18 protein-coding genes, 1 rRNA gene and 1 pseudogene are annotated in these 23,562 nt (G+C 70.9%); 9 read left to right on the top strand and 11 right to left on the bottom strand.

The annotated features are described in order from the left end of the window. Nucleotides 1–381 precede the first annotated feature (381 nt). Both ABZT17_RS13910 and ABZT17_RS13905 read right to left on the bottom strand, forming a co-directional pair. Nucleotides 382–1,047, bottom strand: coding sequence for an HAD family hydrolase (locus ABZT17_RS13910; protein ID WP_356347919.1), 666 nt, complete (start codon nucleotides 1,045–1,047; stop codon nucleotides 382–384). Nucleotides 1,048–1,105: 58 nt separating this feature from the next. Beyond that, nucleotides 1,106–1,621, bottom strand: a complete 516-nt coding sequence (locus ABZT17_RS13905; RefSeq protein ID WP_356347916.1) for a hypothetical protein — start codon at nucleotides 1,619–1,621, stop codon at nucleotides 1,106–1,108. A 327-nt stretch (nucleotides 1,622–1,948) separates the two neighbouring features. Here ABZT17_RS13905 and ABZT17_RS13900 point away from each other — a divergent pair, with 327 nt between their 5' ends. Next, nucleotides 1,949–2,839 carry an Rv3235 family protein gene (locus ABZT17_RS13900; protein ID WP_356347914.1) on the top strand — a complete coding sequence of 297 codons (891 nt, stop codon included), beginning with the start codon at nucleotides 1,949–1,951 and terminating at the stop codon, nucleotides 2,837–2,839. 121 nt (nucleotides 2,840–2,960) lie between these two features. Here ABZT17_RS13900 and secA read toward each other — a convergent pair whose 3' ends face one another. Then, the gene (secA, locus tag ABZT17_RS13895; protein ID WP_356347911.1) at nucleotides 2,961–5,804 is read right to left on the bottom strand and encodes a preprotein translocase subunit SecA; all 2,844 of its coding nucleotides are present in this window, start codon (nucleotides 5,802–5,804) and stop codon (nucleotides 2,961–2,963) included. A gap of 281 nt (nucleotides 5,805–6,085) precedes the next feature. Here secA and ABZT17_RS13890 point away from each other — a divergent pair, with 281 nt between their 5' ends. Together ABZT17_RS13890 and ABZT17_RS13885 are read left to right on the top strand one after the other, a co-directional pair. Then, a complete protein-coding gene (locus tag ABZT17_RS13890) occupies nucleotides 6,086–6,670 on the top strand; it encodes a GNAT family N-acetyltransferase (RefSeq protein WP_356347909.1) in 585 nt (194 codons plus the stop codon). Between the two features lie 86 nt (nucleotides 6,671–6,756). Next, the gene (locus tag ABZT17_RS13885) at nucleotides 6,757–7,953 is read left to right on the top strand and encodes a crosslink repair DNA glycosylase YcaQ family protein (protein ID WP_356347906.1); all 1,197 of its coding nucleotides are present in this window, start codon (nucleotides 6,757–6,759) and stop codon (nucleotides 7,951–7,953) included. 6 nt (nucleotides 7,954–7,959) lie between these two features. On the opposite strand, the gene ABZT17_RS13880 is transcribed toward ABZT17_RS13885, so the two are convergent. The 6 genes from ABZT17_RS13880 to mtrA all read right to left on the bottom strand — a co-directional run bounded on the left by ABZT17_RS13880 (nucleotide 7,960) and on the right by mtrA (nucleotide 15,601). Further along, entirely contained in the window at nucleotides 7,960–8,706 is a 747-nt protein-coding gene (locus ABZT17_RS13880) for a response regulator transcription factor (protein ID WP_356347904.1), read from the bottom strand. A gap of 205 nt (nucleotides 8,707–8,911) precedes the next feature. Beyond that, the gene (raiA, locus tag ABZT17_RS13875; RefSeq protein WP_356347901.1) at nucleotides 8,912–9,604 is read right to left on the bottom strand and encodes a ribosome-associated translation inhibitor RaiA; all 693 of its coding nucleotides are present in this window, start codon (nucleotides 9,602–9,604) and stop codon (nucleotides 8,912–8,914) included. 309 nt (nucleotides 9,605–9,913) lie between these two features. After that, nucleotides 9,914–10,903, bottom strand: coding sequence for a ComF family protein (locus ABZT17_RS13870; protein WP_356347899.1), 990 nt, complete (start codon nucleotides 10,901–10,903; stop codon nucleotides 9,914–9,916). Nucleotides 10,904–11,042: 139 nt separating this feature from the next. Then, on the bottom strand, nucleotides 11,043–12,857 hold the full coding sequence (locus tag ABZT17_RS13865) for an LpqB family beta-propeller domain-containing protein (protein ID WP_356347897.1): 1,815 nt from the start codon (nucleotides 12,855–12,857) through the stop codon (nucleotides 11,043–11,045). Further along, nucleotides 12,847–14,910: an MtrAB system histidine kinase MtrB gene (gene mtrB, locus ABZT17_RS13860; protein ID WP_356347894.1), complete on the bottom strand. Its 2,064-nt coding sequence runs from the start codon at nucleotides 14,908–14,910 to the stop codon at nucleotides 12,847–12,849. Before mtrB ends, ABZT17_RS13865 begins: the two co-directional genes overlap by 11 nt. Nucleotide 14,911: 1 nt before the next feature. Continuing rightward, nucleotides 14,912–15,601 (bottom strand): two-component system response regulator MtrA, encoded by a 690-nt coding sequence (mtrA, locus tag ABZT17_RS13855; RefSeq protein ID WP_187281934.1) that lies wholly within the window; start codon nucleotides 15,599–15,601, stop codon nucleotides 14,912–14,914. Nucleotides 15,602–15,959: 358 nt separating this feature from the next. Between mtrA and ABZT17_RS13850 the strand changes: the two are divergent. Further along, nucleotides 15,960–16,388 (top strand): annotated as a pseudogene (locus tag ABZT17_RS13850) (hypothetical protein); the annotation flags it as partial. A 60-nt stretch (nucleotides 16,389–16,448) separates the two neighbouring features. On the opposite strand, the gene mtnA reads toward ABZT17_RS13850, so the two are convergent. Next, complete coding sequence (gene mtnA, locus ABZT17_RS13845; RefSeq protein WP_356347892.1) at nucleotides 16,449–17,597, bottom strand: S-methyl-5-thioribose-1-phosphate isomerase; 1,149 nt, start codon at nucleotides 17,595–17,597, stop codon at nucleotides 16,449–16,451. Nucleotides 17,598–17,737: 140 nt separating this feature from the next. Here mtnA and ABZT17_RS13840 point away from each other — a divergent pair, with 140 nt between their 5' ends. The 5 genes from ABZT17_RS13840 to ABZT17_RS13820 all read left to right on the top strand — a co-directional run bounded on the left by ABZT17_RS13840 (nucleotide 17,738) and on the right by ABZT17_RS13820 (nucleotide 23,372). Next, complete coding sequence (locus tag ABZT17_RS13840; protein WP_356347889.1) at nucleotides 17,738–19,093, top strand: hypothetical protein; 1,356 nt, start codon at nucleotides 17,738–17,740, stop codon at nucleotides 19,091–19,093. 76 nt (nucleotides 19,094–19,169) lie between these two features. Continuing rightward, a complete protein-coding gene (locus tag ABZT17_RS13835; RefSeq protein ID WP_356348078.1) occupies nucleotides 19,170–19,880 on the top strand; it encodes a DUF4129 domain-containing protein in 711 nt (236 codons plus the stop codon). Next, entirely contained in the window at nucleotides 19,877–21,073 is a 1,197-nt protein-coding gene (locus tag ABZT17_RS13830; RefSeq protein ID WP_356347887.1) for a DUF4350 domain-containing protein, read from the top strand. The genes ABZT17_RS13835 and ABZT17_RS13830 overlap by 4 nt, the downstream gene beginning before the upstream one ends. After that, nucleotides 21,073–22,062 (top strand): MoxR family ATPase, encoded by a 990-nt coding sequence (locus ABZT17_RS13825; RefSeq protein WP_356347885.1) that lies wholly within the window; start codon nucleotides 21,073–21,075, stop codon nucleotides 22,060–22,062. The genes ABZT17_RS13830 and ABZT17_RS13825 overlap by 1 nt, the downstream gene beginning before the upstream one ends. Next, on the top strand, nucleotides 22,062–23,372 hold the full coding sequence (locus ABZT17_RS13820) for a DUF58 domain-containing protein (protein ID WP_356347883.1): 1,311 nt from the start codon (nucleotides 22,062–22,064) through the stop codon (nucleotides 23,370–23,372). The genes ABZT17_RS13825 and ABZT17_RS13820 overlap by 1 nt, the downstream gene beginning before the upstream one ends. Nucleotides 23,373–23,475: 103 nt before the next feature. On the opposite strand, the gene rrf is transcribed toward ABZT17_RS13820, so the two are convergent. Beyond that, nucleotides 23,476–23,562: ribosomal RNA gene (gene rrf, locus ABZT17_RS13815) — 5S ribosomal RNA — on the bottom strand; the annotation flags it as partial.

Genomic DNA, 23,562 nt, shown 5'->3' with positions numbered 1-23,562 from the left:
AGCGGTGGGTTATCAGCCATTTTCGACGCGCCCGCAGGGTGTGACGCTGATCTCTGCGTCGCCTGATCCGGGAGTGTGTACGGCGTCCTGGGGACCCTTGCGATCCCGTCCCGCCCGCGAGGACCAGCGACCGCCGCCCGGTCACGGAGATGTTCCGTGCTCGCCGGGCGCAGGGCAGGGGCGACAGTGCCCCCGCGAACTATCGCGCTGATCACGCCACAAGGCTATCGCTCTCTACAGGGGGCCCGTCATGAGCCGTATGTGTACAAAACCAGGGGTAGAACTTTGACGTTCTGCACAGGGGCGAAGTACGCGTCGAGGGCGTATTCGGCACACTTCCTGTCGCCCGGATCTGCCCCGGCCCCCTGCCGGGCAGGTCGGTCAGGCCGCCAGTCGTTCCGCCTCCGCGACCGCTTCCGCCAGGGTGTCGACCACCGGCACCCCTGCCTCCTCCAGGCTGGCCCGGCCGTGCGAACCCCCGGTGTAGAGCACGGCCCGCGCCCCCGCGTGCAGCGCCGCCACCGCGTCGTCGGCCGCGTCGCCTATCACCACCGTACGAGCCGGGTCCACACCGTTGAGCGAGGCGAGGTGGCGCACCATGTGCTCCGCCTTGCTGCCCCCGGACGGCCCGACCCGCCCGTCGACCCGTATGAAGTGCGCCTCTATCCCGAACCCGCGCACCAGCGGCACGAGTTCGTCATGCACGTACATGCTGAGGATCGACTGGCTGCACCCCGCCGACCGCCACCCGGCGAGCAGCTCGGCCGCCCCGTCGGTGAGCCGGCAGCCGACCCGGTGCTCGGCGTAGTACCGGTGGAAGGTCACGTCCATGACCTCCCACTCGGCGTCCGTCGGCAGCCGTCCCAGCAGCCGCTCGTAGAACTTCGGCACCGGTACGCAGTACAGCGCCCGGTACTGCTCCATCGTGATCGGCTCGAGCCCCAGCTCGCCGAACGCCGCGTTCGTCGCCCCGATGATCGCGTCATTGTCGTGGAACAGCGTCCCGTTCCAGTCCCACACAATGTGCGCTCCTGCTTGCTTCCCCATGCCAAAAACGTACCCGCCGCCACTGACAATCAAGAGAACCGCAGGTCAGCGAGCGACATCAGTCGCCGAGCCCCACCAGGTTCGGGATCTCCTGCGTGGCGTACCAGAGCAGTTCGTGATCCTCGGCCCCGTCCACCACGAACTGGGCGTCGTCGTCCCCGCGGTCGGCGGCCTCCAGCGCCTCGGCCGCCGCGGCCACGTCCGCCTCCGCGTCACCGAGATCGACATGGACGGCGGCCGCCTTGGCCAGCGCCACGGTGCCCTTGACCCGCACCTCGCCGAGCGCGGCCGGGTCCAGTCCCCGGTCGGGGTCGGCGGACGCGGCGCCGTCGGCCACGTCCACGGCCACCACCACCCGGCGGCGCGGGGCCTCGGCATCGGCGGCCAGCAGACGCAGCGAGGCGAGGGCGGCGCGGTTCAGTGCCGCGTACTCCAACTCCTCGATGTCGTCGGAGAGATACCACTCGCGCAGCGCGGGCGTGACGGCGTAGGCGACGAACGACCCGCTCCCCAACTCACCCGTCTTGTACGCCTCGGCGAGCCCGGGGAGGGTCAGGGGGACGTAGACGCGCATGGCTGGCCGCTTTCGTGGTCGGAGGGCTGGGCCCGGCGGGCTGATCGGCAGTCCGGCGGGCCTTCAGGATACGTGCGGGGGTCCCCTTTCGAGTCCCCGCCAACCCCGTCGGACCCGTCACCTTCCGGCCCGCGATTCACCCGCACCCCCCTTGCGCGTACGGGCCCCCGCCCCTCCCCATCACCCTGATAGGTGAACCCTCCGACCGCCCCGACGCGGACCTCGCCTTCCTTGCAGCCGTCGCCCGATGCCCCGTACAAGATCCCCAAGGCGAAGTTACCGCCCGGTATCGGCCGGGCCGGCAGAACGGGGACTCCCATGTACGTCATGTCGAGGTCAGCGCAGCACCGGTCCGGCACCCGCCCGCCGACCCGCAACGACTCGCGCCGTCCCGGCGGCAACCCGCCCCGCACTCCGGGCGGCACCCCGACCCGCACGGCACCGGGAGGCGGCCGCCCGCCCGGCTCACGGGGCGCGGGCAGCGCCTCCCACACGAGGCCCACGGACAACCGCCCGGCGTCCGGACCCGACCGCGGACCGCGCCTCGGGACGGACCTCGGCCGGGGTCTGGGCCGAGGTCCGGGCCCCGCCGGGACGGCCACGAGTGGTACGTCCTCCTCCCCCAAGGGCATGGCCACGCGCACGGCCCCCACCACGAGCCCCGCCGCCGACCACAACCACGTCTCCCCGGCCCGGACGGGCGCGCCCTTCGCCCCCGCCACCACCGTCCCGAACTCACCGGACGCGCTGCCCGGCGCCATCCGCCCCGCTTCCCTTCCGAGCTCGGGCGCCCACCCCGCCGTCCACCCAGGCACAGGCACCCGCCACGCCGCGCTCCCCAGGGTCCCCGCCCAGGCCGTCCCCGCAGCCCTTCCGCAGCCGCACCCCACCGGTCTCTTCGCCGACCGTCTCCTCGCCGTGCTGAGCGGCGAGCGCCCCGTCCACTGGATGCTCCGGCACACCGCGGGCCGCGCCTACGACGAGCTGGCCTGGCTCGCCGAACGGGGGCTCCTGCGCGCCCGCGGCACCCGTCCCGTCGTCCGCGACATCGGCTACTGCGTCCCGCGCCCCGGCGCCATCGAGGCCTTCGCCCGTATCGGCGCCGGCAGCCAGGTGCGCGCCATGGCCTTCCGTCTGGAGCAGGGCCCCGACCTGCGCTGGCGCTGCACGGCGGTGGAGCTGGGCGGCATCCGCCCGCCCCGCCCGACGGACGACTGACGGCCGGCCCCCGCACCACCGGGCCCCGCACACACGCCGAAGGGCCGGGCCCCCTGAGGTGACCCGGCCCTTCAAGCCGCTACGGCGCCGCCGGCACCGTCACGTGCCGCACACGGCCCGCTTACTTCTTACGGCGGCGCCCGCCCCGCGACTGCTTGCGGCGCTCCGCGCGGGTGAGGCCGTCGGCCTCGGAGCGGACCGGCTCGTCGTCGCCGACGAAGTCACCCTCGATGGTGCCGCCCTCGCCGTCCACGGTGGGTGCGGAGAAGTGGAGGTTGCGGCGCTGCGGGGCGTCCAGGCCCTTGGCGCGGATCTCCGGACGGGCACCGGCCTGCGCGGGAACGACGTCCTGCTTCTCCATGTCGACCGGCTCGGCGTCCTCGACCGGGACCTCCTCGACCTGCTGCTCGACCTGGACCTCCAGGTTGAACAGATAGCCGACGGACTCCTCCTTGATGCCCTCCATCATCGCGGTGAACATGTCGAAGCCCTCACGCTGGTACTCGACCAGCGGGTCCTTCTGCGCCATCGCGCGCAGACCGATGCCCTCCTGGAGGTAGTCCATCTCGTAGAGGTGCTCGCGCCACTTGCGGTCCAGGACCGACAGGACGACCCGGCGCTCCAGCTCACGCATGATCTCGGAGCCGAGCTGCGTCTCCCGCGCCTCGTACTGCTCGCGGATGTCGTCCTTGATGGACTCGGAGATGAACTCGGCGGTGAGGCCCGCCCGGTCGCCGGCCGCCTCCTCCAGCTCCTCGACGGTGACCCGCACCGGGTAGAGCTGCTTGAAGGCGCCCCACAGCCGGTCCAGGTCCCAGTCCTCGGCGAAGCCCTCGGCGGTCTCGGCGCCGACGTAGGCGTCGATCGTGTCGTCCATGAAGTGGCCGATCTGCTCCTGCAGATCCTCGCCCTCCAGGACCCGGCGCCGCTCGCCGTAGATGACCTCACGCTGGCGGTTGAGGACCTCGTCGTACTTCAGGACGTTCTTACGGGTCTCGAAGTTCTGCTGCTCGACCTGCGACTGCGCGGACGCGATCGCGCGCGTGACCATCTTGTTCTCGATCGGCACATCGTCCGGGACGTTCGCCATCGACATGACGCGCTCGACCATCTGGGCCTTGAACAGGCGCATCAGGTCGTCCCCGAGGGAGAGGTAGAAGCGGGACTCGCCCGGGTCGCCCTGACGACCGCTACGACCGCGCAGCTGGTTGTCGATACGGCGCGACTCGTGCCGCTCGGTGCCGAGGACGTAGAGCCCACCGAGCTCCTTGACCTCCTCGAACTCCGCCTTCACGGCCTTCTCTGCCCGCTCCAGGGCGGCCGGCAGCGCCGCGGCCCACTCCTCGATGTGCTCCTCGGGGTCGAGGCCGCGCTGGCGCAGCTCCGCCTCGGCGAGGTCGTCGGGGTTGCCGCCGAGCTTGATGTCGGTGCCACGGCCGGCCATGTTGGTGGCGACGGTGACGGCGCCCTTGCGGCCGGCCTGGGCGACGATGATCGCCTCACGGTCGTGCTGCTTGGCGTTCAGCACCTCGTGCTGGACGCCTCGCTTGCTCAGCTGCTGGGAGAGGTACTCGGACTTCTCGACCGACGTCGTACCGACGAGGATCGGCTGGCCCTTCTCGTGCTTCTCGACGATGTCGTCGACGACCGCCTCGAACTTCGCGACCTCGGTGCGGTAGATCAGGTCCGACTGGTCCTTGCGGATCATCGGCCTGTTGGTCGGGATCGGGACGACGCCCAGCTTGTAGATCTGGTGGAACTCGGCGGCCTCGGTCATCGCCGTACCGGTCATGCCGGACAGGCCGGGCAGTTCCTTGCCGTTCTGGTCGTGCCGCTTGTACAGGCGGAAGAAGTTCTGGAGGGTGATCGTGGCGAGCGTCTGGTTCTCGTCCTTGATGTCCACCCCTTCCTTCGCCTCGATCGCCTGGTGCATGCCCTCGTTGTAGCGGCGGCCGGCGAGGATACGGCCGGTGTGCTCGTCGACGATCATGACCTCGCCGTCGATGACGACGTAGTCCTTGTCCTTCTTGAAGAGCTCCTTGGCCTTGATGGCGTTGTTCAGGTAGCCCACCAGAGGCGTGTTCACCGACTCGTAGAGGTTGTCGATGCCCAGCCAGTCCTCGACCTTGCTGACACCGGACTCGTGGATGGCGACGGTGCGCTTCTTCTCGTCGACGTCGTAGTCGCCGGTCTCCTCGACGCCCTTGAGGGGGTTGCCCGCCTCGCCCTTCTTCAGGCGCAGGACCAGCTTGGCGAAGTCGCCGTACCACTTGGTGGCCTGGTCGGCCGGGCCGGAGATGATCAGCGGCGTACGGGCCTCGTCGACGAGGATGGAGTCGACCTCGTCGACGATCGCGAAGTTGTGGCCGCGCTGGACCAGCTCGTCCTTGGCCCACGCCATGTTGTCGCGGAGGTAGTCGAAGCCGAACTCGTTGTTCGTGCCGTAGGTGATGTCGCACGCGTACTGCTCGCGGCGCTGGGCCGGCGTCATGTTGGCGAGGATGCAGCCGACTTCGAGGCCCAGGAACTTGTGGACGCGGCCCATCATCTCGGAGTCGCGCTCGGCCAGGTAGTCGTTGACCGTGATGAGGTGGACGCCGTTGCCGGACAGCGCGTTCAGATAAGCGGGCAGGGTGCCGACGAGCGTCTTGCCCTCACCGGTCTTCATCTCGGCGACATAGCCGAGGTGCAGGGCCGCGCCGCCCATGATCTGCACGTCGTAATGGCGCTGGCCGAGGACGCGCTTGGCGGCCTCACGGACCGTGGCGAACGCCTCGGGGAGCAGGTCGTCCAGGCTCTCGCCGTCTTCGTAGCGCTGCTTGTACTCATCGGTGAGGGCCCGCAGCTCGGCGTCGGAGAGGCCTTCGAAGTCCTCTTCGATGGAGTTGACCTGGTCCGCAATGCGGTGCAGCTTGCGCAGGATCTTGCCTTCGCCTGCACGCATGATCTTCGAGAGGACGGACACGGGGGTTGGTCTCCTTGCCGGTCGGGCCTGGGACGGTCGGTTTCCATTTGACTTACTGAGCAACGGCCATCGTATGCGAGGACCTGCCCGGGCCGGGAGGCCTGCCGTGACGACGACCGCCCACTGCTTTGCACACCGTTTCAAATCTTCTTCAAAGGGCACAACGGGCGGCCCTCACGGATGGTGCCGGATCACGCCGACGAATTGCGCGAATTGTGATCACCCGCTCACGCACGGCAAAAACATGGCGCCTGCGCGCGGCCTCCGAGCAGAATCGGCCGATGGACCCCGTGACCCTCCACACCGACCGTCTTCTCCTGCGCCCGGTCGGCTCCCAGGACACCGACGCGGTGCACGCCGCCGCCCAGGACCCCGAGATCCAGCGCTGGACGATGATTCCCTCGCCCTATCTCCCGGAGCACGCGCGCAGCTTCACCGAGCAGATCGCGCCGGGCGGCTGGGCGAGCGGCTCGATGCTCACGTTCGGTCTCTTCCTCCCCGAGGGGGAGGTGCTGGTGGGCATGCTGGACCTGATGATGCGCTCTCTGAGCACGGCCGAGATCGGCTTCTGGTGCGCCAAGGAGCACCGCGGTCGCGGCTATGTCACCGAGGCGACCGAGAGGATCTCCCGCTGGGCCTTCACCGATCTGTCGATCGACCGGGTGGAATGGCGGGCCGAGGTCGGCAACCACGCTTCCCGGGCGGTGGCGGAGCGCGCGGGTTTCGTCATGGAGGGGGTCCTGCGCGCCGCGATCATCCATGGAGGCGTGCGCCGGGACTCCTGGGTGGGCGCCCTGCTGCCGTCGGACCTGGGACTGCCGTCCACAGCGCCGTACCTGCCGGCGCCGGTCCCGTCGGCGCAGTAGCCCCCTTCCCTCCCCGCCATGGCCCTCCCGGCCACGAACTCGCAGCTCGACGCCGATTGTCAGTGCCGCCCCCTATCGTGCGGACCATGACGACTCCGCGCCCCAGCGACCTCTCGGCGGACGAGGCCCGCCGTATCGCCCTGCGCGCCCAGGGGTTCCTGGGCGCTCCCGACCGCAAGGGCGGTGCCCGCGGCGTCCTCCGCCACCTGGGCGCGGTCCAGCTGGACACGATCTCGGTCCTGGCCCGCTCCCACGAGCTCATCCCGTACGCCCGCCTGGGCAGTGTGGGCCGCAGGACCGTCGAGGACGCGTACTGGAACACCACGTCGACGGGCGAGCCCCACGCCTTCGAGTACTGGTCCCACGCCGCGTGCATCCTCCCCGTCGAGGAGTGGCCGCACTTCGCCTTCCGCCGCCGCGCCTACCGCAACCGCCCGCACTGGAACCACGAACTCCCCGACGGCGCCTACGACCAGGTCATCAAACAGCTGCGCACCGAAGGCCCTCTCACGGCCACGGAGTTGGGCGGCGCCAAGCGCACCAGCGAGTGGTGGGACTGGTCCGGCGCGAAGGTCGCCGTGGAGCGCGCGCTGATGTACGGCGAGGTGGTGTGCGTCCAGCGCCGCGGCTGGAAGCGGGTGTACGACCTCGCCGAGCGCGCCATCCCCGAGGCGCTGCTGCACGACGAGCTGGACGACACGGAGTGCCTGCGCCGTCTGGTCCGTCTCGCGGGCCAGTCCCTCGGTGTCGGCACGCGCGCGGACATCGCCGACTACCACCGGCTCAGGACGGAGCAGGTCGACGCGGTGATCGCCGACTCGGGTCTGGTCCCGGTCACGGTCGAGGGGTGGGGCAAGCCCGCCTGGGCCGACCCGGAGGCTCTTGGGACCCCGCCGCGCGGCCGTCACCGCACCACCCTGCTGTCCCCGTTCGACTCCCTGATCTGGGAGCGGGCGCGCACGGAGCGGATCTTCGGCTTCACCCACCGCCTGGAGGCCTACGTGCCCAAGCCAAAGCGGGTCTACGGCTACTTCGCGATGCCGGTCCTCGCCGGCGGCCGCCTGGTGGGCCGCGTGGACCCGGCGCGTGAGGGCGCCACCCTGGTGGCCAGGCAGGTCACCCTGGACATCGCCAAGGCCGTGCCCGCGGTGGCGGAGGCGCTGGTGGAGGCGGCGAGCTGGGTGAACTGCACGAGCGTACGCGTGGAGCGCGTGGACGCGCCGGAGCTGCACGAGCCGCTCACCAAGGAGGTGACGCGGGCCCTTGTCGCCGCCCTGCGCTGACCGGACTCAGCGGATCTCGAGGATCTTCTCCCGCATCGCGTAGACCACGGCCTCCATCCTGGAGTGCAGCTGCAGCTTCTCCAGGATGTTGCGCACATGGTTCTTCACGGTGTTCTCGGAGATGAACAACTCCTTGGCGATGTCCCGGTTGTTCATTCCCGTGGCGACGAGTTTGAGGACTTCCAGCTCGCGGTCGGTCAGCCGCGGGGCCGGCACCAGTCGGCGCTCGTCGGTGCGCTGGATCATCGACTTGAACTCGGTGAGGAGTTTCGACGCCATCGACGGGCTGATCTGCGACTGACCGTCGGCGACGGCGCGAATTGCGGTGGCCACCTCGTCGGTGGAGATCTCCTTGAGGAGATAACCGGTCGCGCCCGCCTTGATCGCGTCGTAGAGGTCGGCTTCCTCGTCGCTGATCGTCAACATGATGATCTTGGCGCTGGGGGCGACCTCCTTGATGGAGGTGCATGCCTCGATCCCGCCCCGCTTGGGCATCCGCACATCCATCAGAACGATGTCGGGCAGCAGGTCGGCGGCCTTGTCGACGGCCTCGGCGCCGTCCCCGGCCTCGCCGACGACCTGGATGTCCTCCTCGGCCGCGAGCACGATCTCCAGGCCACGGCGGAAGAGGGCGTGGTCGTCCACGACAAGGACTCTGATCGGCTCCTTGCGTGAGGGGCCCGCGTCCGGCCCCATGCCGACGACGCCGCCGTCGGCATCCTCGTCATGCATCGGTCCGAAGCTGTCCGCCATCGTTCCTCCCCCTGAAGGCTGTGGCCTCAAGTGCTGTGCCAACGCCAACCCAAGGCAACGGCCCATCGGTTGGGCCATTGCGGCCATGATTCCATGCCCGGGCGACAACGCGGTGACAGAGCGGGGCTCGAAGTGGTCGCACACCGGTGCCCCTGGGGGCGCACAGGCGCTCCAGGGGCACCGGTTCAGCTGTCAGTCGCGTGGGTCAGCCGCCCAGCGTGCCGCCGGGCGCGGGAGACTGCGCCTGGGCGACCATCGGGTCCGTGCTGAGGTGGATGACGCCGTAGTCGTAGGCGTGCCGCCGGTAGACGACACTCGGTTCCTTGGTCTCGGAGTCGACGAACAGATAGAAGTCGTGTCCGACCAGTTCCATCTCGTAGAGGGCCTGGTCGAGGCTCATCGGGGAGGCGACGTGGGTCTTCTCGCGGACGATGAGGGGGCCTTCGCCCTTGACCTCCAGCGAGCCGATCTTCTTGGTGGGGACGCCGTCCGGCTCTTCCTCGTGGACCGGGTGGCCGTTCCCGTTGAGCGTCGCCGCGTCCGGGACGTGGTCGGGGACCTCGGCGGCCGAGATCCTGCGCGCGCCACGGCGCGAGAACCGCTTGTCGTGCTGCTTGCGCAGCCGGGCATCCAGCTTCTCCGCCGCCAGGTCGAGCGCCGCGTACGGATCGCTGGCCGCTGCCTCCGCCCGGATCACCGGACCGCGGGAGCGGAGCGTGATCTCCACTCGGTCGCAACGGTCGGCCTGTCGGGGGTTGGGCTCCTTGGACACCTCGACGTCGAGGCTGATCACCTTGCCATCGAGCTTCTGGATCTTCTCCAGCTTCAGCTTCTCGGCCACGTGCTTCCGGAACCGCTCGGGCACCTCGGTCTTGCGGCCCTTGACGACGATGTCCACGCAGAACTCCGTTCCCGGATCACTCCGCCTCGCTGCGGAGCATCTCCCTTTTGCACCAGGCTCCGGTGCTCCGGAACCTCGGACTCGGTGACTTCCACCTCCTCCCCCGCGGGCAAGATCTCCACTCCACCGACGCGGGTGTTTGTGGAAAACCCGCAGCACGGTATTCGCGTATGAGAGGTGTGGCCTGCGCCTTTCTCTCACAACCGAACATATCTCGCCCGGACGGATGTCGTCACCCTCTACTGCGGCGTACCTCCGTTCAGGTGAATAGGCCCTGTCATAACCTGCAACGATGCAAGTTCGCGGTCAGTTCCGGTTTATTTCGAAAGAGTCAGGCGACGCCGCGACCACAGCCGCGCGGACCGGGTCACCGGCGCGGTCCGAGCCCGCCGCTCCCGGCCCGACGGGCCGCCGACCGGCCTCGACCTCCCGTGATCCGGACCGCCGTTCCCCTCTGCTTTCCCGAGTCACCGCCGTATACACGGCCGTTGCCCCTTCGTCGTACGAAACAGGCCCCGGACCACGCCCGTACGCGCCCGCGCTTCTGCCCCACGTCCCCCGGTCCCCCGCCGGCACGGCCAGCGCGGCCCGCACGGCCCGCGCCGCCTCGGCGAGCGAGGCCCCGGTCGTCATCAGGTCGTCCACGAGCACGACGTGTCCCGCCCGCAGCAGCCGTGCCCCGCCCGGCGCCACGGCGAGTGCACCGGCCAGATTCTCCAGCCGCTGACGGGAGTTGAGCCCGGCCTGATCGGCCACGCTCCGCCCCTGCCGCACCACCCCGACCACCCGCGCCGCAAGCCCGCCCCGCCGCAACTCGCCCGCCGCGGCCAGCGCGATCCGCTTGGCCGGATCATGCCCCCGCGCCCGTACGGCGGCCCGCGCGGACGGCACGGGGACGAGCAGCAAGGGCTCGGCGAGGCTCCCGGTCCCGCCCCGTCGCACGCCGTCGAAGAGGTGCGCCCCAGCCCGGTCCGTCACCGGGTCGAGCCCATCCCGCGCCCCCTGCCGCAACCCCGCCCGCACGGCCCCTGCCAAAGCCGCGCCCAGCGGTGCCGCCAGGGCCAGCGCACCCCGTTCCTTGTGGGCCAGCAACACGGCCCGTACCTCGTCGGAGTACCGGGCGGCCGCGTGCACCACGGGCAGCCCGGACGGTTCCGGCACCGGTCGCACCCGGCTCGGCGCGACCCCGCTCAGAGCCGCACGGCACTCAGGGCAGAGCACCGTGCGAGGCCTCCCGCAGCCTCCGCACTCGGCCGGCAGCACCAGGTCGGTGAGGTCCTGCCACCACCCCCGCATGCCCACCACTGTGCCAACGCCGGAGCCGACCCACCACCCCTGTGGATAACCGCCTGTGGATGACTGACCGGCAATGGCCGGCTGTGAATGGCTGTCCCTGGACGACTGTCCGTGGCTGCCGGACGTCGTCCGGGACATCTCACCCCGGGTAGACCGGCGCCATCCCGTCGGTGACCACCTTCTGCCACTGCGCCCCGGACTGCAGCCGTACGATCCCGTCCTCCGAGTACGCCACCAGCGGCAGCAGGTCGGAGTCGGTCGCGGTGATCTCCTTGACGCCGCTGAGTGCCGCGGGCGCGGGCCCCTCCGGCGTGGAGCCGTCGACCTGGACGTACAGCAGCGTCTGAACACCGCCCTGCTCGCGCCCGACCACCACGAGCCGGCTGTCACCGGCCCACGACATGGCCGTGATGTCCTCCAGGTCCGGTGTGATGGAGCGCGGTTCGAGCACGGAGATCGTCGGCTTGTCCCCTTCGCTGCCGCGCTCGATCCGCCCGATGATCAGTGACCGCTGCGTGCCCTTCGCCACCACGAGCGCGACGCGCACTCCGTCGGCGGCCACCTTGACGTCCTCGATCCGCCCGTCCAGCGCCGGGATCTTCACCGACAGCGGCTCGCCCTTGCCCCGCTGCAGCACGAGCAGCCGCGGGTCGTCGGGGTCGCGGTCGGCCACCCAGAGGTCGCCCTGCGGGTCCCAGCTGGGCGTGGTCAGCCGGTCCTTGTCCGACTTGCCGTGACTGACCAGGACGGGCGTGCCGAGCGAATCGCCCGACTCCAGTGACGCGACGTAGAGGTTCCTGCCGTCGGCGCTGACGGCGGCCGCGCTGTGCTCGTCGCGCGACACGGCCACCGAGCGCAGTTCCTTGTCGTTCTCACCGAGCGGCCCCGGTACCGGGTCGGCCTTGGTACCGGTGTTGTCGGCCGCGATCCGTACCAGCCGGCTCTTGCCCTCGATGAAGTACACATAGCCGGGCGCGTTCACGGAGCCCCGTGCGGCGACCGCGTGGTCCTCGTTCAGTGAGCACAACTGCTTCCCGCCGGAGCGCAGCTCCACCTCGTCCAGTGCCGGAGTGACGTTCTGCAGGGTGAACAGCAGCTGCGCCGCCATCTCGTTGCACTTGGTCGGCCCGACCCGCGCGGCGCTCTTGTTCAGGGGCACCGTCAGTTTGTTCTGGTCGTCGGGCGCCAGCGCGGCCACGCCCTTCTGCAGCGCCGTCCCGGTGGGGAAACTCGTCCGCACCACCTGGTTGAGCCAGTTCGTGGGGCCGTTGAGCAGGGACCGCACCATCTGGGTCATGGGGTCCACACGCCGGCGTACGTACACGGGGTCGGCGACGGCCGTCGGCGTCCCCGCCGCGGCCCCCACGGCGAAGTAGTACTTGTTGACGGACATGTAGTTGCGCTGGAAGTCGGTCTTTCCCATGACGACGCCCTGCGGCAGCCGGTCGATGCGCCACTGCTGGGTCTTCTTGTCCTTGGTGAGGTGCACGGGAGCGTCGTAGGACCCGCTGTCGGGCGAGTACGCCTGCTGCGAGTCCACCCTGGCGACCCTGGCGCCGGTGAGAGTGAACGACTGGTCGTCGCTGTTGTCCCGACCGCCCGAATGGACCGGCTCGGTGCCGGGCCCGTTGGCGAGGACCGTGGTGGACAGCGTCGGATCCCAGGTCTTGGACGCCTGGCCGGTCAGATACTGCCGGGCCGTCGAGTAGGTGGGATCGTCACTGGTCAGCGCCTCCAGGAAGCCCGACACGATCTCCACGGGCTGCGCGTCCTCCTGCGGCGGCATGGCGAAGACCCGTACCTGGGTGTCCTGCTGCGGCGTGGAGTCGACCCCGCTCAGATCCCCGCTGTCGGGCATCGACGCGCACCCCGCCAGCAGTACGACGCCCAGCGCGCCGTACGCCAGCGCGCGCGCCGGTGCGCGCCGGGCGCCCCGCTCGCCGTCAGCGCCCACGGAATGCCTCCCCATGCTTCTTCGAGTCCTCCGCCCCGGCACCCGGGTGGCGCGAGGTCTCGCTCCGTGCCCCGTCCACGGGGGGCGTCTCGTCCTGCTGTCGCCGTACGCCGGAGGCGGGCCGGGGCACCACGCGCGCGCCGTTGCCGGGAAGCGCCGTCGGATCGGCCGTGGGGGCCGCTCCGGTCAGCCTCGGGGCAATGGGGGGTATCTGCTCTCCGGCGGGCTGTACGGGCACGGTGGCGGCCTTCTCGCCCCCTCCACGCGGCAGGCCGGCGTCGTCGAGACCGCGGTTACGGCGCGAGTCCTTCGGTTCCAGCGGTATCGGCGAACCCCGCAACGGCTCGTCCGCGGTCCGCGGGAGTGTCAGCCGGAACTGCGAGCCGCCGCCCGGCTCTCCCCAGGCCTGCAGCCAGCCCCCGTGCAGCCGGGCGTCCTCCAGGGCGATCGACAGTCCGAGACCGGTGCCGCCCGTGGTACGCGCCCGTGCCGGGTCGGCCCGCCAGAAGCGGCTGAACACGCGCGTGGCCTCGCCGGGCTTGAGCCCGACCCCGTAGTCGCGGACCGCGACGGCGACCGCGCCGCCCGCCGCGGCGAGCTTGACGACGACGTCCTTGCCCTCGCCGTGCTCGACGGCGTTGACGACGAGGTTGCGCAGCACCCGCTCCACGCGCCGGGCGTCCGCCTCGGCGACGACGGGCTGCTGGTCGCCGACGACCCGTATCGTCGTCCCCTTGCGCTCGGCGAGCGGCTCGGCGCCGCTCACGACCCGGCGTACGACCTCCCGGAGGTCTATCGGCTCCGCCTCCAGGGCCGCCGCGCCCGCGTCGAACCGGCTGATCTCCAGCAGGTCGGCGAGGAGCGACTCGAACCGGTCCAGCTGGTCGGCGAGCAGCTCGGCCGACCGCGCGGTCACCGGATCGAAGTCCTCGCGCGCCTCGTGGATGACGTCCGCGGCCATCCGCACGGTGGTCAGCGGTGTCCGCAGTTCGTGCGACACGTCGGACACGAACCGCCGCTGCATCCGCGAGAGGTCCTCCAGCTGCTGGATCTTCAACTGGAGGTTCTGCGCCATCTTGTTGAAGGCCTCGCCGAGCCGCGCGATGTCGTCCTCGCCGGTGACCTTCATCCGCTCCTGCAGCCGGCCCGCGGAGAGCCGCTCGGCGATCCCGGCCGCCATCCGCACGGGGGTGACGACCTGCCGCACCACGAGCCACGCGATGGCCCCGAGAAGGACGACGACGAACAGCCCGGCGGTCGCCAGCGTGCCCTTGACGAGGCTGAGCGACTTCTCCTCCTGGGTGAGCGGGAAGAGGTAGTAGAGCTGGTACGGGTCCCCGTTCGGGTCGTTGATCTCCTTGCCGATGACCAGGGCCGGCTGGGACTCCTTGTTGTTGCTGTAGATGATGCGGGTGTAGCTCTGGGCGGCCGTCGTGCTGTCGCTGATCTTCGCGCGCAGGTCCTCGGGCACACTCGCCGAGGGGTCGACCCATCCGGAGCCGCGCGACCCGCGCACACCGCCGCCGTCGTCACCGGCGGGCAGTGTCACGACGTCGAAGGCGCCCTGGCCGCCGCTGGACAGCGACGACACCAGATCGCTCATCCACTGGCTGGCGTTCTGGGAGGGCCGGCCGTCCGCCGACGTACCGTCGTTCGCGGTCCCGGCGGCGGCCTCGTCGGCCGTCTGCTTGGCGACCGCGAACCCGCCGGTCGCCTGGCTCTGCGAGGCCTTCACCTTGGCGTCCAGCAGACCGTTGCGGACCTGCCCGATGACGACGAAGCCGAGCAGCAGCACGACGCCCAGGGACATCAGCAGGGTCGTGACGACGACCTTCAGCTGGATGTTCCGCCGCCACAGCCGCATGACGGGCAGCACGGGCCGTCGTATCCACCGCATGAACAACCGGAGCACCGGGCTGCCCTGGACTCCGCCCTGCAGCAGCCCGCCCTCCAGCAGGCGCCCCCAGCGGGAGCCCGCCGTCTTCCGGTCGACAGGCCGCCCCGCACGGGCCCCCGCCGACCCGTTCGCCGAAGCGGCACTGTCACCGGTCATCTCAGCTGGGTCCCGCCTTGTATCCCACGCCCCGGACGGTCACCACGATCTCCGGGCGCTCGGGGTCCTTCTCGACCTTGGAACGAAGCCGCTGCACGTGAACATTCACAAGCCGGGTGTCGGCGGCGTGCCGGTAGCCCCAGACCTGCTCGAGGAGCACCTCACGCGTGAACACCTGCCACGGCTTGCGGGCGAGGGCCACCAGCAGATCGAACTCCAGCGGCGTCAGGGCGATTGACTGCCCCTCCCGCTTCACGGAGTGCCCCGCCACGTCGATGACCAGGTCACCGATGGCGAGCTGCTCGGGCGCCGGCTCCTCCGACCGCCTCAGCCGCGCCCGGATCCGCGCGACGAGCTCCTTCGGCTTGAACGGCTTCACGATGTAGTCGTCGGCCCCGGACTCCAGCCCGACCACCACGTCGACGGTGTCGCTCTTGGCCGTGAGCATCACGATCGGCACACCGGACTCGGCCCTGATCAGCCGGCACACCTCGATGCCGTCCCGCCCCGGAAGCATCAGATCGAGCAGTACGAGATCAGGCTTGGCCTCCCGAAACGCGGCCAGCGCCTTGTCCCCGTCGGCTACGAAAGACGGCTCAAAACCTTCACCACGCAGCACGATGCCGAGCATCTCGGCCAGTGCGGTGTCGTCGTCGACGACAAGGACTCGTCCCTTCATAAACGACATCATCCCATTCTCATAACGGTGGCGAAGGTGCAGGTGAGCAGCGTCACTGGGCCGTGACGATAGTCGTACGGAGGCGTCACTGTCTGCCCCAGCTACCCAGAGTAGGGGGCCACCGACCTGAAGGTCGGCGAAGTTGTCGATCACCTGACACCACAGATCACCGCCCCGGTGCGTTAACCTTCACTCAATTGCAACGACCTCGATCACGATCATTGCGTTATCCGAGATCCGATTGCAACGATTTATACGGCTTGAAGTGCACGAATACTGGAAGTCAGCAATAAATCAGTTGCCTCACCAATGAACGCAACGTAGCGTTTCCGCCATCAGAAACAAGCGGGGGTCAATGGGGGGCCTGATCATGGAGTCGGCGGAGAAACGTCAGCAGGCAGGGCCCGGCGCCTTCGCCGCTTTCGCCCGCTTCGTGCTCTGCGGCGGCGGAGTGGGGGTCGTCTCCAGCTTCGCCGTGGCGGCCCTCGCCTCCTGGATCCCCTGGGGTCTGGCCAACGCTCTGATCACCGTGGCCTCCACGCTCCTCGCCACCGACCTGCACGCCCGCTTCACCTTCGGCGCGGGCGGCCACGCGACCTGGCGTCAGCACGCGCAGTCGGCCGGGTCCGCGGTCGCCGCGTACGCGGCGACCTGCGCCGCGATGCTGACCCTGCACCAACTGGCCACGGCGCCCGGTGCGGCACTGGAACAGGCCGTCTACCTGTTCGCCTCCGCACTCGCCGGCGTCGCCCGGTTCGCGGTGCTGCGCCTCGTCGTGTTCGCACGGAACCGTCCACGGACCGCCACCGACGACACGGTCCGCCCAGCACCGGCCGGCCGGCGCCCCCACGAGCTCCCGTCAACCGGCCGCCACCCGGCGGGACTTGGCGTACAGCTCGGCGAGCGCCTCCGCGGTCACGGGCGAGACGACACCCTCCTCCGTGACGATCGCGGTCACCAGCTCGGGCGGAGTCACATCGAACGCCGGGTTGTACGCCTGGGTCCCCAGAGGAGCCACCGGTACCCCGCCGCCCATTTCCGCTCCCACCACGGGCACCTGAGGCGCCGTGACCTCGGTCACCTCATGTCCGGGACGCTGCTCGACCTCGATGGACGCCCCGTCGGGGGTGTCGGGGTCCACCGTCGTCAGCGGTGCCACCACGATGAAAGGCACGTGGTGGTACCGCGCGAGCACCGCGAGCGGATAGCTCCCCACCTTGTTCGCCACCGAACCGTCGGCCGCGATCCGGTCCGCCCCGATCAGCACCGCGTCCACCTCACCGGCCGCGAAGAGCGAGCCCGCCGCGTTGTCCGTGAGCAGCGTGTACGCCATCGCGTTGCGCGCCGCCTCATAGGCCGTGAGGCGGGCACCCTGCAGCAACGGACGCGTCTCGTCCACCCAGAGCCGCCGGAGCTGCCCGCTCCGATGCGCCGCGAGCGCCACGGCGAACGCCGTCCCCTCCCCTCCCGACACCAGCGCACCGGTATTGCAGTGCGTCAGAACCCGATACCCACCGCCGGGCAGCAACTCGTCCAGAAGCGCCAGCCCCCGCTCGGCCATCCGAGCACTGGCCTCGGCGTCTTCCTCGTGCAGCGCCCGCGCGGCGGCCAGAGCAGCCGCCGCGGCCTGCACCGCGCCGCCCCCCTTGGCGAACGCGGCCCGGTAGGCGGACTGCGCCCTGCGCACCCCGACGGCAAGGTTCACCGCCGTAGGACGGGCGCCCGCCAGGGCCGCCGCGGCGTCGTCCACGTCGAAGCCGCGCGCGGCGGCGAGCGCGACCCCGTACGCCCCCGCGATCCCGAGCAGCGGTGCCCCGCGCACGGCGAGCGAACGGATCGCCTCCACCAGCGCGGGTGCGTCCGTACAGACCAGTTCGACCTCCTCGGCCGGCAGCCTCGTCTGGTCGAGAAGCACCAGTACGGGACCTTCGGGCGGCTCCTCCCAACGGATCGCCGGTACCTCGGTCGGCCTGCTGTCCTCGCCGGATTGCGCGTGCTGATCAGCCATGAGATCAGTCTGCCCGTTATTCCGCGGACAATTGAAGGTGCGCAGCCCATACCGCGGCCGGTACCGGGGCGACCACCCCATGGCACGATGGCTGCCAACCTGCCGCCGCGACCGCGGACGGGCACCGTGAAGGAGCGACGATGAAAGACACTCCGGGCTGGGCCTCGCCCGGATCTGCCCCGTCCGACGGGCAGGAGCCCGGCGCGTCCGGCCCCGCCGAGCCCACCGACCGCCCGAGCACCACGGAGCCCGCCGACCAGCCGAACCAGTCGGGTACCGACCCGCAGGGCCCAGGCGTGAAGTGGTCCAAGGAGCAGCCGGCGCCCGGCCAGTGGTCCGCGCCCACCGGCCCCGCCAGTCCCGGCCAGGCCCCACCGCCCCCACCACCGCCCGGCCCCGGCTGGGGCGGCCGACCCCCCGGCGGCGGCTACGGCGGCCCGGGCGGACCCGGCGGTTACGGCGCTCCCGGTCCCTACGGCGGTTGGGGTGGCGGCGCCTGGGGCGGCCCCCCGCCCGCGGCCAAGCCCGGCGTGATCCCGCTGCGCCCCCTCGGCGTCGGCGAGATCCTCGACGGCGCGGTCTCCACCATGCGCACCTACTGGCGCACGGTCCTCGGCATCTCGCTGACCGTCGCCGTGATCACCCAGGTTCTGGTCGTCCTGCTCCAGGGCCTCGTCCTCAACGACACCGGCACCGCGGCCCTCGGTGACCCGAGCGCCTCCCTCGACGACGTGACCCGCGCCCTCGGCGAGGTCATGGCCGGCTCGGGTGCCGTCGCCCTGATCACACTGATCGCCAGCGTCGCCGCGACCGCCCTGCTGACCACGGTCACCAGCCGTGCCGTCCTGGGCAAGCCGGTCACCGCGGGCGAGGCCTGGCGCGACGCTCGCCCCCAGGTCCTGAAGCTGTTCGGTCTGATCTGCCTGCTGCCGCTCATCGCCGCCGCGATCATCCTCGCCGGCGCGACGCCCGGCATCCTGGTGGGCGTCTTCGGCAGCACCACGGGGGGAGTCGCCCTCGGTGTCCTCGGAGGTGCCGCCGCGGGCGTCTTCGCCGTATGGCTGATGGTCCGCTTCTCCCTCGCCTCGCCCGCGCTGATGCTGGAGAAACAGGGCATCACCAAGTCCATGAGCCGCTCCGCGAAGCTGGTCCGCGGCTCCTGGTGGAGGGTCTTCGGCATCCAGCTGCTCGCCGCGGTCATCGCGAACATCGTCGCGTCCATCGTCGTGATCCCGTTCACCTTCATCGCCGCCGCGGTCGGCGGCGACGGCATCGTCGGCCTCTTCAACACCGAGAGCGGCGACGTCGGCTGGGCCTTCCTCATCATCAGCGGCATCGGCTCGGTGATCGGCTCCATGATCACGTTCCCGATCACCGCCGGCGTGACCGTGCTCCTCTACATCGACCAGCGCATCCGCCGCGAGGCCCTCGACCTCGACCTGGCCCGCGCCGCCGGTGTCCAGGGCTACGGCAGCGACACCGGCTCCGGAGGCTGATGCCGTGAGTCCGACGGGGGGAGTTCTCACAGCGGTGCCGGCGCTCCCGCGCGCCACCGAATCGGCCGTACGGGCCCTGCTGCGCGCCGACGGCCCATCCGCACTGTCGACGGCGCGCTCCGGCGACGAACCGCCGGTGACCATCCCGCGCGATCCCGCGCGGGAGGCCGCCCGGCGCGAGCTGTCCAAGCGCATGTACCACGAGAACGACCCCAGTTGGTTCCAGCGCGCTCTCAACGCGTTCTGGGACTGGATCGACAAGCTGTTCAGCTCCGCGGCTTCCGCGACCCCCGGAGGCACGGTCGGCCTGGTGGTCGTCCTCGTCGCGGTCCTCGCCGTCCTGGGCGCCCTGTGGTGGCGCCTGGGCTCCCCGCGCCGCCAACCCGTCTCCTCAGCCGCCCTGTTCGACGACCGCCCTCGCAGCGCGGCGGAACACCGGGCCGCCGCCGAGGCACACGCCGCCCAGGGCCACTGGAACCAGGCCGTCCAGGAACGGATGCGCGCCATCGTCCGCTCCCTGGAGGAACGCGCGCTCCTCGACGTCCGCCCCGGCCGCACCGCCGACGAGGCGGCCGCGGACGCCGGCCGCGCCCTGCCTTCCCACACGGACCGACTGCGCACCGCCGCCCGGGACTTCGACGACGTCACATACGGCGGCCGCAGGGCGAGCGAGATGTCGTACCACCGCATCGCCGAACTCGACCGCGACGTGGAACGGGCCAAGCCCCAACTCGCGGACAGCACCCCCAGCACGGCCCGCGCCGCCCGCCAGGGAGCCGCCGAATGACCACCGAGGCCACGCTCCCGTCCACCTCGGCCTCGCCCACCGCCCGCCAGCTGTGGACCCGCGCGCGCGGCATCGCCCTCGCTCTCGTGCTCCTCCTGGTGGCAGCCGTCGCCATCGCGGTGGTCCGCTCGGACACCCGGCACGGCGAACTCGATCCGCGCTCCGTCGACCCCTACGGCAGCCGTGCCGTCGCGGAGCTCCTCGCCGACCGGGGCGTGTCCACACGTGTGGTCACCACCCTCGGCGAGGCACGCGCCGCGGCCGCCCCGGACACCACTCTCCTGGTCGCCGTCCCAGACCTGTTGACGGACCGTCAACAGTCCAGCCTGCACACGGCGACCGCCCGCTCCGGGGGCCGTACCGTCCTCGTCGCCCCCGGCAGCTCCTCCGTCGAGAAGCTCGCCCCCGGAGTCACCGCGGACCCCGCCACCAGCTTCGACTCGACCCTCGCCCCCGACTGCGCACTGCCAGCCGCCCGGCGCGCCGGGACCGCGGACACCGGCGGCATCCGCTACACCACCACCCACCTCGACGCCGACAAGTGCTACCCGAGCGAACGCCTGGCCACCCTGCTGCGCATCCCCGAGACCTCCGGGGACGGCGACACGATCGTCCTCGGCGCGCCGGACATCCTCTTCAACAAGCGCCTCGACAAGCAGGGCAACGCCTCGCTCGCCCTCCAACTCCTCGGCTCCCGCCCCCATCTGGTCTGGTACCTCCCCTCGCTCTCCGACTCCTCGGCCGCCGACACGAGCGGCAAGAAGGGCTTCTTCGAACTGCTGCCGTCCGGCTGGCGCTGGGGCACGCTGCAGCTCTTCATCGCGGCGGCCCTCGCCGCCCTCTGGCGGGCACGCCGACTCGGCCCCCTCGTGCCCGAAAGACTCCCCGTCGCGATCCGCGCCTCCGAAGCCGTCGAAGGCCGCGCCCGCCTCTACCGCAAGGCCAACGCCCGCGACCGCGCCGCCGCCGCTCTTCGCTCCACCACCCGCACCCGCCTCGCCCCCCTCGTAGGCGTCCCCGTAGCCCAGGCGCACGCGCCCGAGGCCCTGCTCCCCGCCCTGTCCGCCCACCTCCACGGCGACGGCCAGGCCCTGCAACCCCTCCTCTTCGGCCCGCCGCCCGGCGACGACGCGGCCCTCATCAGCCTCGCCGACCAACTCGACGCCCTCGAAAGAGAGGTACGCCGTCCATGATGGACCCGACCACTGACAACGCCGGGTACACCGGGGACCCGGGCAAGGCCCGGGCCTCGCTGGAGGCCCTGCGCGCCGAGATCGCCAAAGCCGTGGTCGGCCAGGACCCCGCCGTGACCGGCCTCGTCGTCGCCCTCCTCTGCCGCGGACACGTACTACTGGAAGGAGTCCCTGGGGTCGCCAAAACGTTGCTCGTCCGCGCCCTCGCATCCGCACTCGAACTGGAGACCAAGCGCGTCCAGTTCACCCCCGACCTCATGCCGAGCGATGTGACGGGCTCCCTCGTCTACGACACCCGCACCGCCGAGTTCCGCTTCCAGCCCGGCCCGGTCTTCACCAACCTCCTCCTCGCGGACGAGATCAACCGCACCCCGCCGAAGACCCAGTCGTCCCTCCTGGAAGCGATGGAGGAGCGCCAGGTCACGGTCGACGGCACCCCCCGCGCCCTCCCCGACCCCTTCCTGGTCGCCGCGACCCAGAACCCGGTCGAGTACGAGGGCACGTACCCCCTCCCCGAAGCCCAACTCGACCGCTTCCTCCTCAAACTGACGATCCCTCTGCCCTCCCGGCAGGACGAGATCGACGTCCTCACCCGACACGCCGAAGGCTTCAACCCTCGCGACCTGCACGCCGCCGGCGTACGCCCGGTCGCGGGCCCCGCCGATCTCGAAGCGGCCCGCGCGGCAGTCGCCAAGACAACGGTCTCCCCCGAGATCACGGCCTACGTCGTCGACATCTGCCGCGCCACCCGCGAATCCCCGTCCCTCACCCTGGGCGTCTCCCCGCGCGGCGCGACAGCCCTCCTGGCCACCTCACGCGCGTGGGCATGGCTCACCGGCCGCGACTACGTCATCCCCGACGACGTCAAGGCCCTGGCCCTCCCCGCCCTCCGCCACCGCGTACAGCTGCGCCCGGAGGCGGAAATGGAAGGCGTGACGGCCGACTCCGTCATCAACGCGATCCTCGCCCACGTCCCCGTCCCCCGCTGATGGCCCTCACCGGACGCGCCGCACTCCTCGCGGCCCTCGGCTCCCTCCCCGTCGGTATCTGGGACCCGGGCTGGACGGGCATCCTCGCCGTGAACGCCCCCCTGGCCGTGGCCTGCGCCTGCGACTTCGCCCTCGCGGCTCCCGTACGACGCCTCGGCCTGACCCGCTCCGGCGACACCTCCGTACGCCTGGGCGAATCCGCCGACGTCATCCTCACGGTCACCAACCCGTCGGGCCGCCCCCTCCGCGCCCGTCTGCGTGACGCCTGGCCACCCAGCAGCTGGCATCCCGGCACGGAAGTGGAAGCCTCACGCCACCACCTCACGGTCCCCGCGGGCGAACGCCGACGCCTCACCACCCGCCTACGCCCCACCCGACGAGGCGACCGCCAGGCAGACCGAGTGACGATCCGCTCCTACGGCCCCCTCGGCCTGTTCACCCGCCAAGGCACCCACAGAGTCCCCTGGACGGTCCGCGTCCTGCCGCCCTTCACCAGCCGCAAGCACCTGCCCTCCAAACTGGCCCGCCTGCGCGAACTCGACGGCCGCACCAGCGTCCTCATCCGCGGCGAGGGCACAGAATTCGACAGCCTGCGCGAGTACGTCCCTGGGGACGACACCCGCTCCATCGACTGGCGGGCAACCGCACGCCAGTCCGCCGTCGCCGTACGCACCTGGCGTCCCGAACGCGACCGTCACATCCTCGTCATCCTCGACACCGGGCGCACCGCGGCAGGCCGTGTGGGCGACGCGCCCCGCCTCGACGCCTCCATGGACGCGGCCCTGCTCCTGGCCGCCCTCGCTTCCCGCGCCGGCGACCGCGTGGACCTTCTCGCATACGACCGCCGCGTCCGCGCCCTGGTCCAGGGCCGAACCGCACGCGACGTACTCCCCTCCCTGGTCAACGCGATGGCAACACTCGAACCCGAACTGGTGGAACTGGACGCCCGAGGCCTGACAGCCACAGCCCTCCGTACGGCACCACGCCGCTCCCTGATCGTCCTGCTCACCAGCCTCGACGCGGCACCTGTGGAGGAAGGCCTGCTGCCCGTCCTCTCCCAACTCACCCAGCGCCACACAGTGCTCGTGGCCTCGGTGGCGGACCCTTACATCGCCCGCATGGCCACCGCTCGCGGCAACGCGGACGCGGTGTACGAGGCCGCGGCAGCCGCTCAGGCCCAGAACGAACGCCATCGCACAGCGGATCAACTCCGCCGACACGGGGTTACGGTCGTCGACGAGACCCCGGACGAACTGGCGCCGGCGCTGGCGGACGCCTATCTGGCACTCAAGACGGCGGGCCGCCTGTAATCAGGCGGCCCGAGGGGGCTTTCAACGCGGCCCCTGAGCGCACTCCCTTAAAACGCAGAAAACCCCCGACCGGTATCCCCGGCCGGGGGTTTTCGCAATGATTGTTCGGCGGCGTCCTACTCTCCCACAGGGTCCCCCCTGCAGTACCATCGGCGCTGTAAGGCTTAGCTTCCGGGTTCGGAATGTAACC

This window comes from Streptomyces sp. NPDC005648 (assembly GCF_040605395.1).
In the GTDB taxonomy this organism is placed as follows: domain Bacteria; phylum Actinomycetota; class Actinomycetes; order Streptomycetales; family Streptomycetaceae; genus Streptomyces.
Note: the sequence above shows the minus strand (reverse complement) of the source record. Positions and strands in the feature narration are given on the sequence as shown.

Excerpts from the sequence above, each read along its gene's own strand:
- ABZT17_RS13910 (WP_356347919.1), bottom strand. The coding sequence starts at position 1,047 with ATGGGGAAGCAAGCAGGAGCGCACATTGTGTGGGACTGGAACGGGACG.
- ABZT17_RS13905 (WP_356347916.1), bottom strand. The coding sequence starts at position 1,621 with ATGCGCGTCTACGTCCCCCTGACCCTCCCCGGGCTCGCCGAGGCGTAC.
- ABZT17_RS13900 (WP_356347914.1), top strand. The coding sequence starts at position 1,949 with ATGTCGAGGTCAGCGCAGCACCGGTCCGGCACCCGCCCGCCGACCCGC.
- ABZT17_RS13890 (WP_356347909.1), top strand. The coding sequence starts at position 6,086 with ATGGACCCCGTGACCCTCCACACCGACCGTCTTCTCCTGCGCCCGGTC.
- ABZT17_RS13885 (WP_356347906.1), top strand. The coding sequence starts at position 6,757 with ATGACGACTCCGCGCCCCAGCGACCTCTCGGCGGACGAGGCCCGCCGT.
- ABZT17_RS13880 (WP_356347904.1), bottom strand. The coding sequence starts at position 8,706 with ATGGCGGACAGCTTCGGACCGATGCATGACGAGGATGCCGACGGCGGC.
- ABZT17_RS13870 (WP_356347899.1), bottom strand. The coding sequence starts at position 10,903 with ATGCGGGGGTGGTGGCAGGACCTCACCGACCTGGTGCTGCCGGCCGAG.
- mtrB (WP_356347894.1), bottom strand. The coding sequence starts at position 14,910 with ATGACCGGTGACAGTGCCGCTTCGGCGAACGGGTCGGCGGGGGCCCGT.
- mtrA (WP_187281934.1), bottom strand. The coding sequence starts at position 15,601 with ATGATGTCGTTTATGAAGGGACGAGTCCTTGTCGTCGACGACGACACC.
- mtnA (WP_356347892.1), bottom strand. The coding sequence starts at position 17,597 with ATGGCTGATCAGCACGCGCAATCCGGCGAGGACAGCAGGCCGACCGAG.
- ABZT17_RS13840 (WP_356347889.1), top strand. The coding sequence starts at position 17,738 with ATGAAAGACACTCCGGGCTGGGCCTCGCCCGGATCTGCCCCGTCCGAC.
- ABZT17_RS13830 (WP_356347887.1), top strand. The coding sequence starts at position 19,877 with ATGACCACCGAGGCCACGCTCCCGTCCACCTCGGCCTCGCCCACCGCC.
- ABZT17_RS13825 (WP_356347885.1), top strand. The coding sequence starts at position 21,073 with ATGGACCCGACCACTGACAACGCCGGGTACACCGGGGACCCGGGCAAG.
- ABZT17_RS13820 (WP_356347883.1), top strand. The coding sequence starts at position 22,062 with ATGGCCCTCACCGGACGCGCCGCACTCCTCGCGGCCCTCGGCTCCCTC.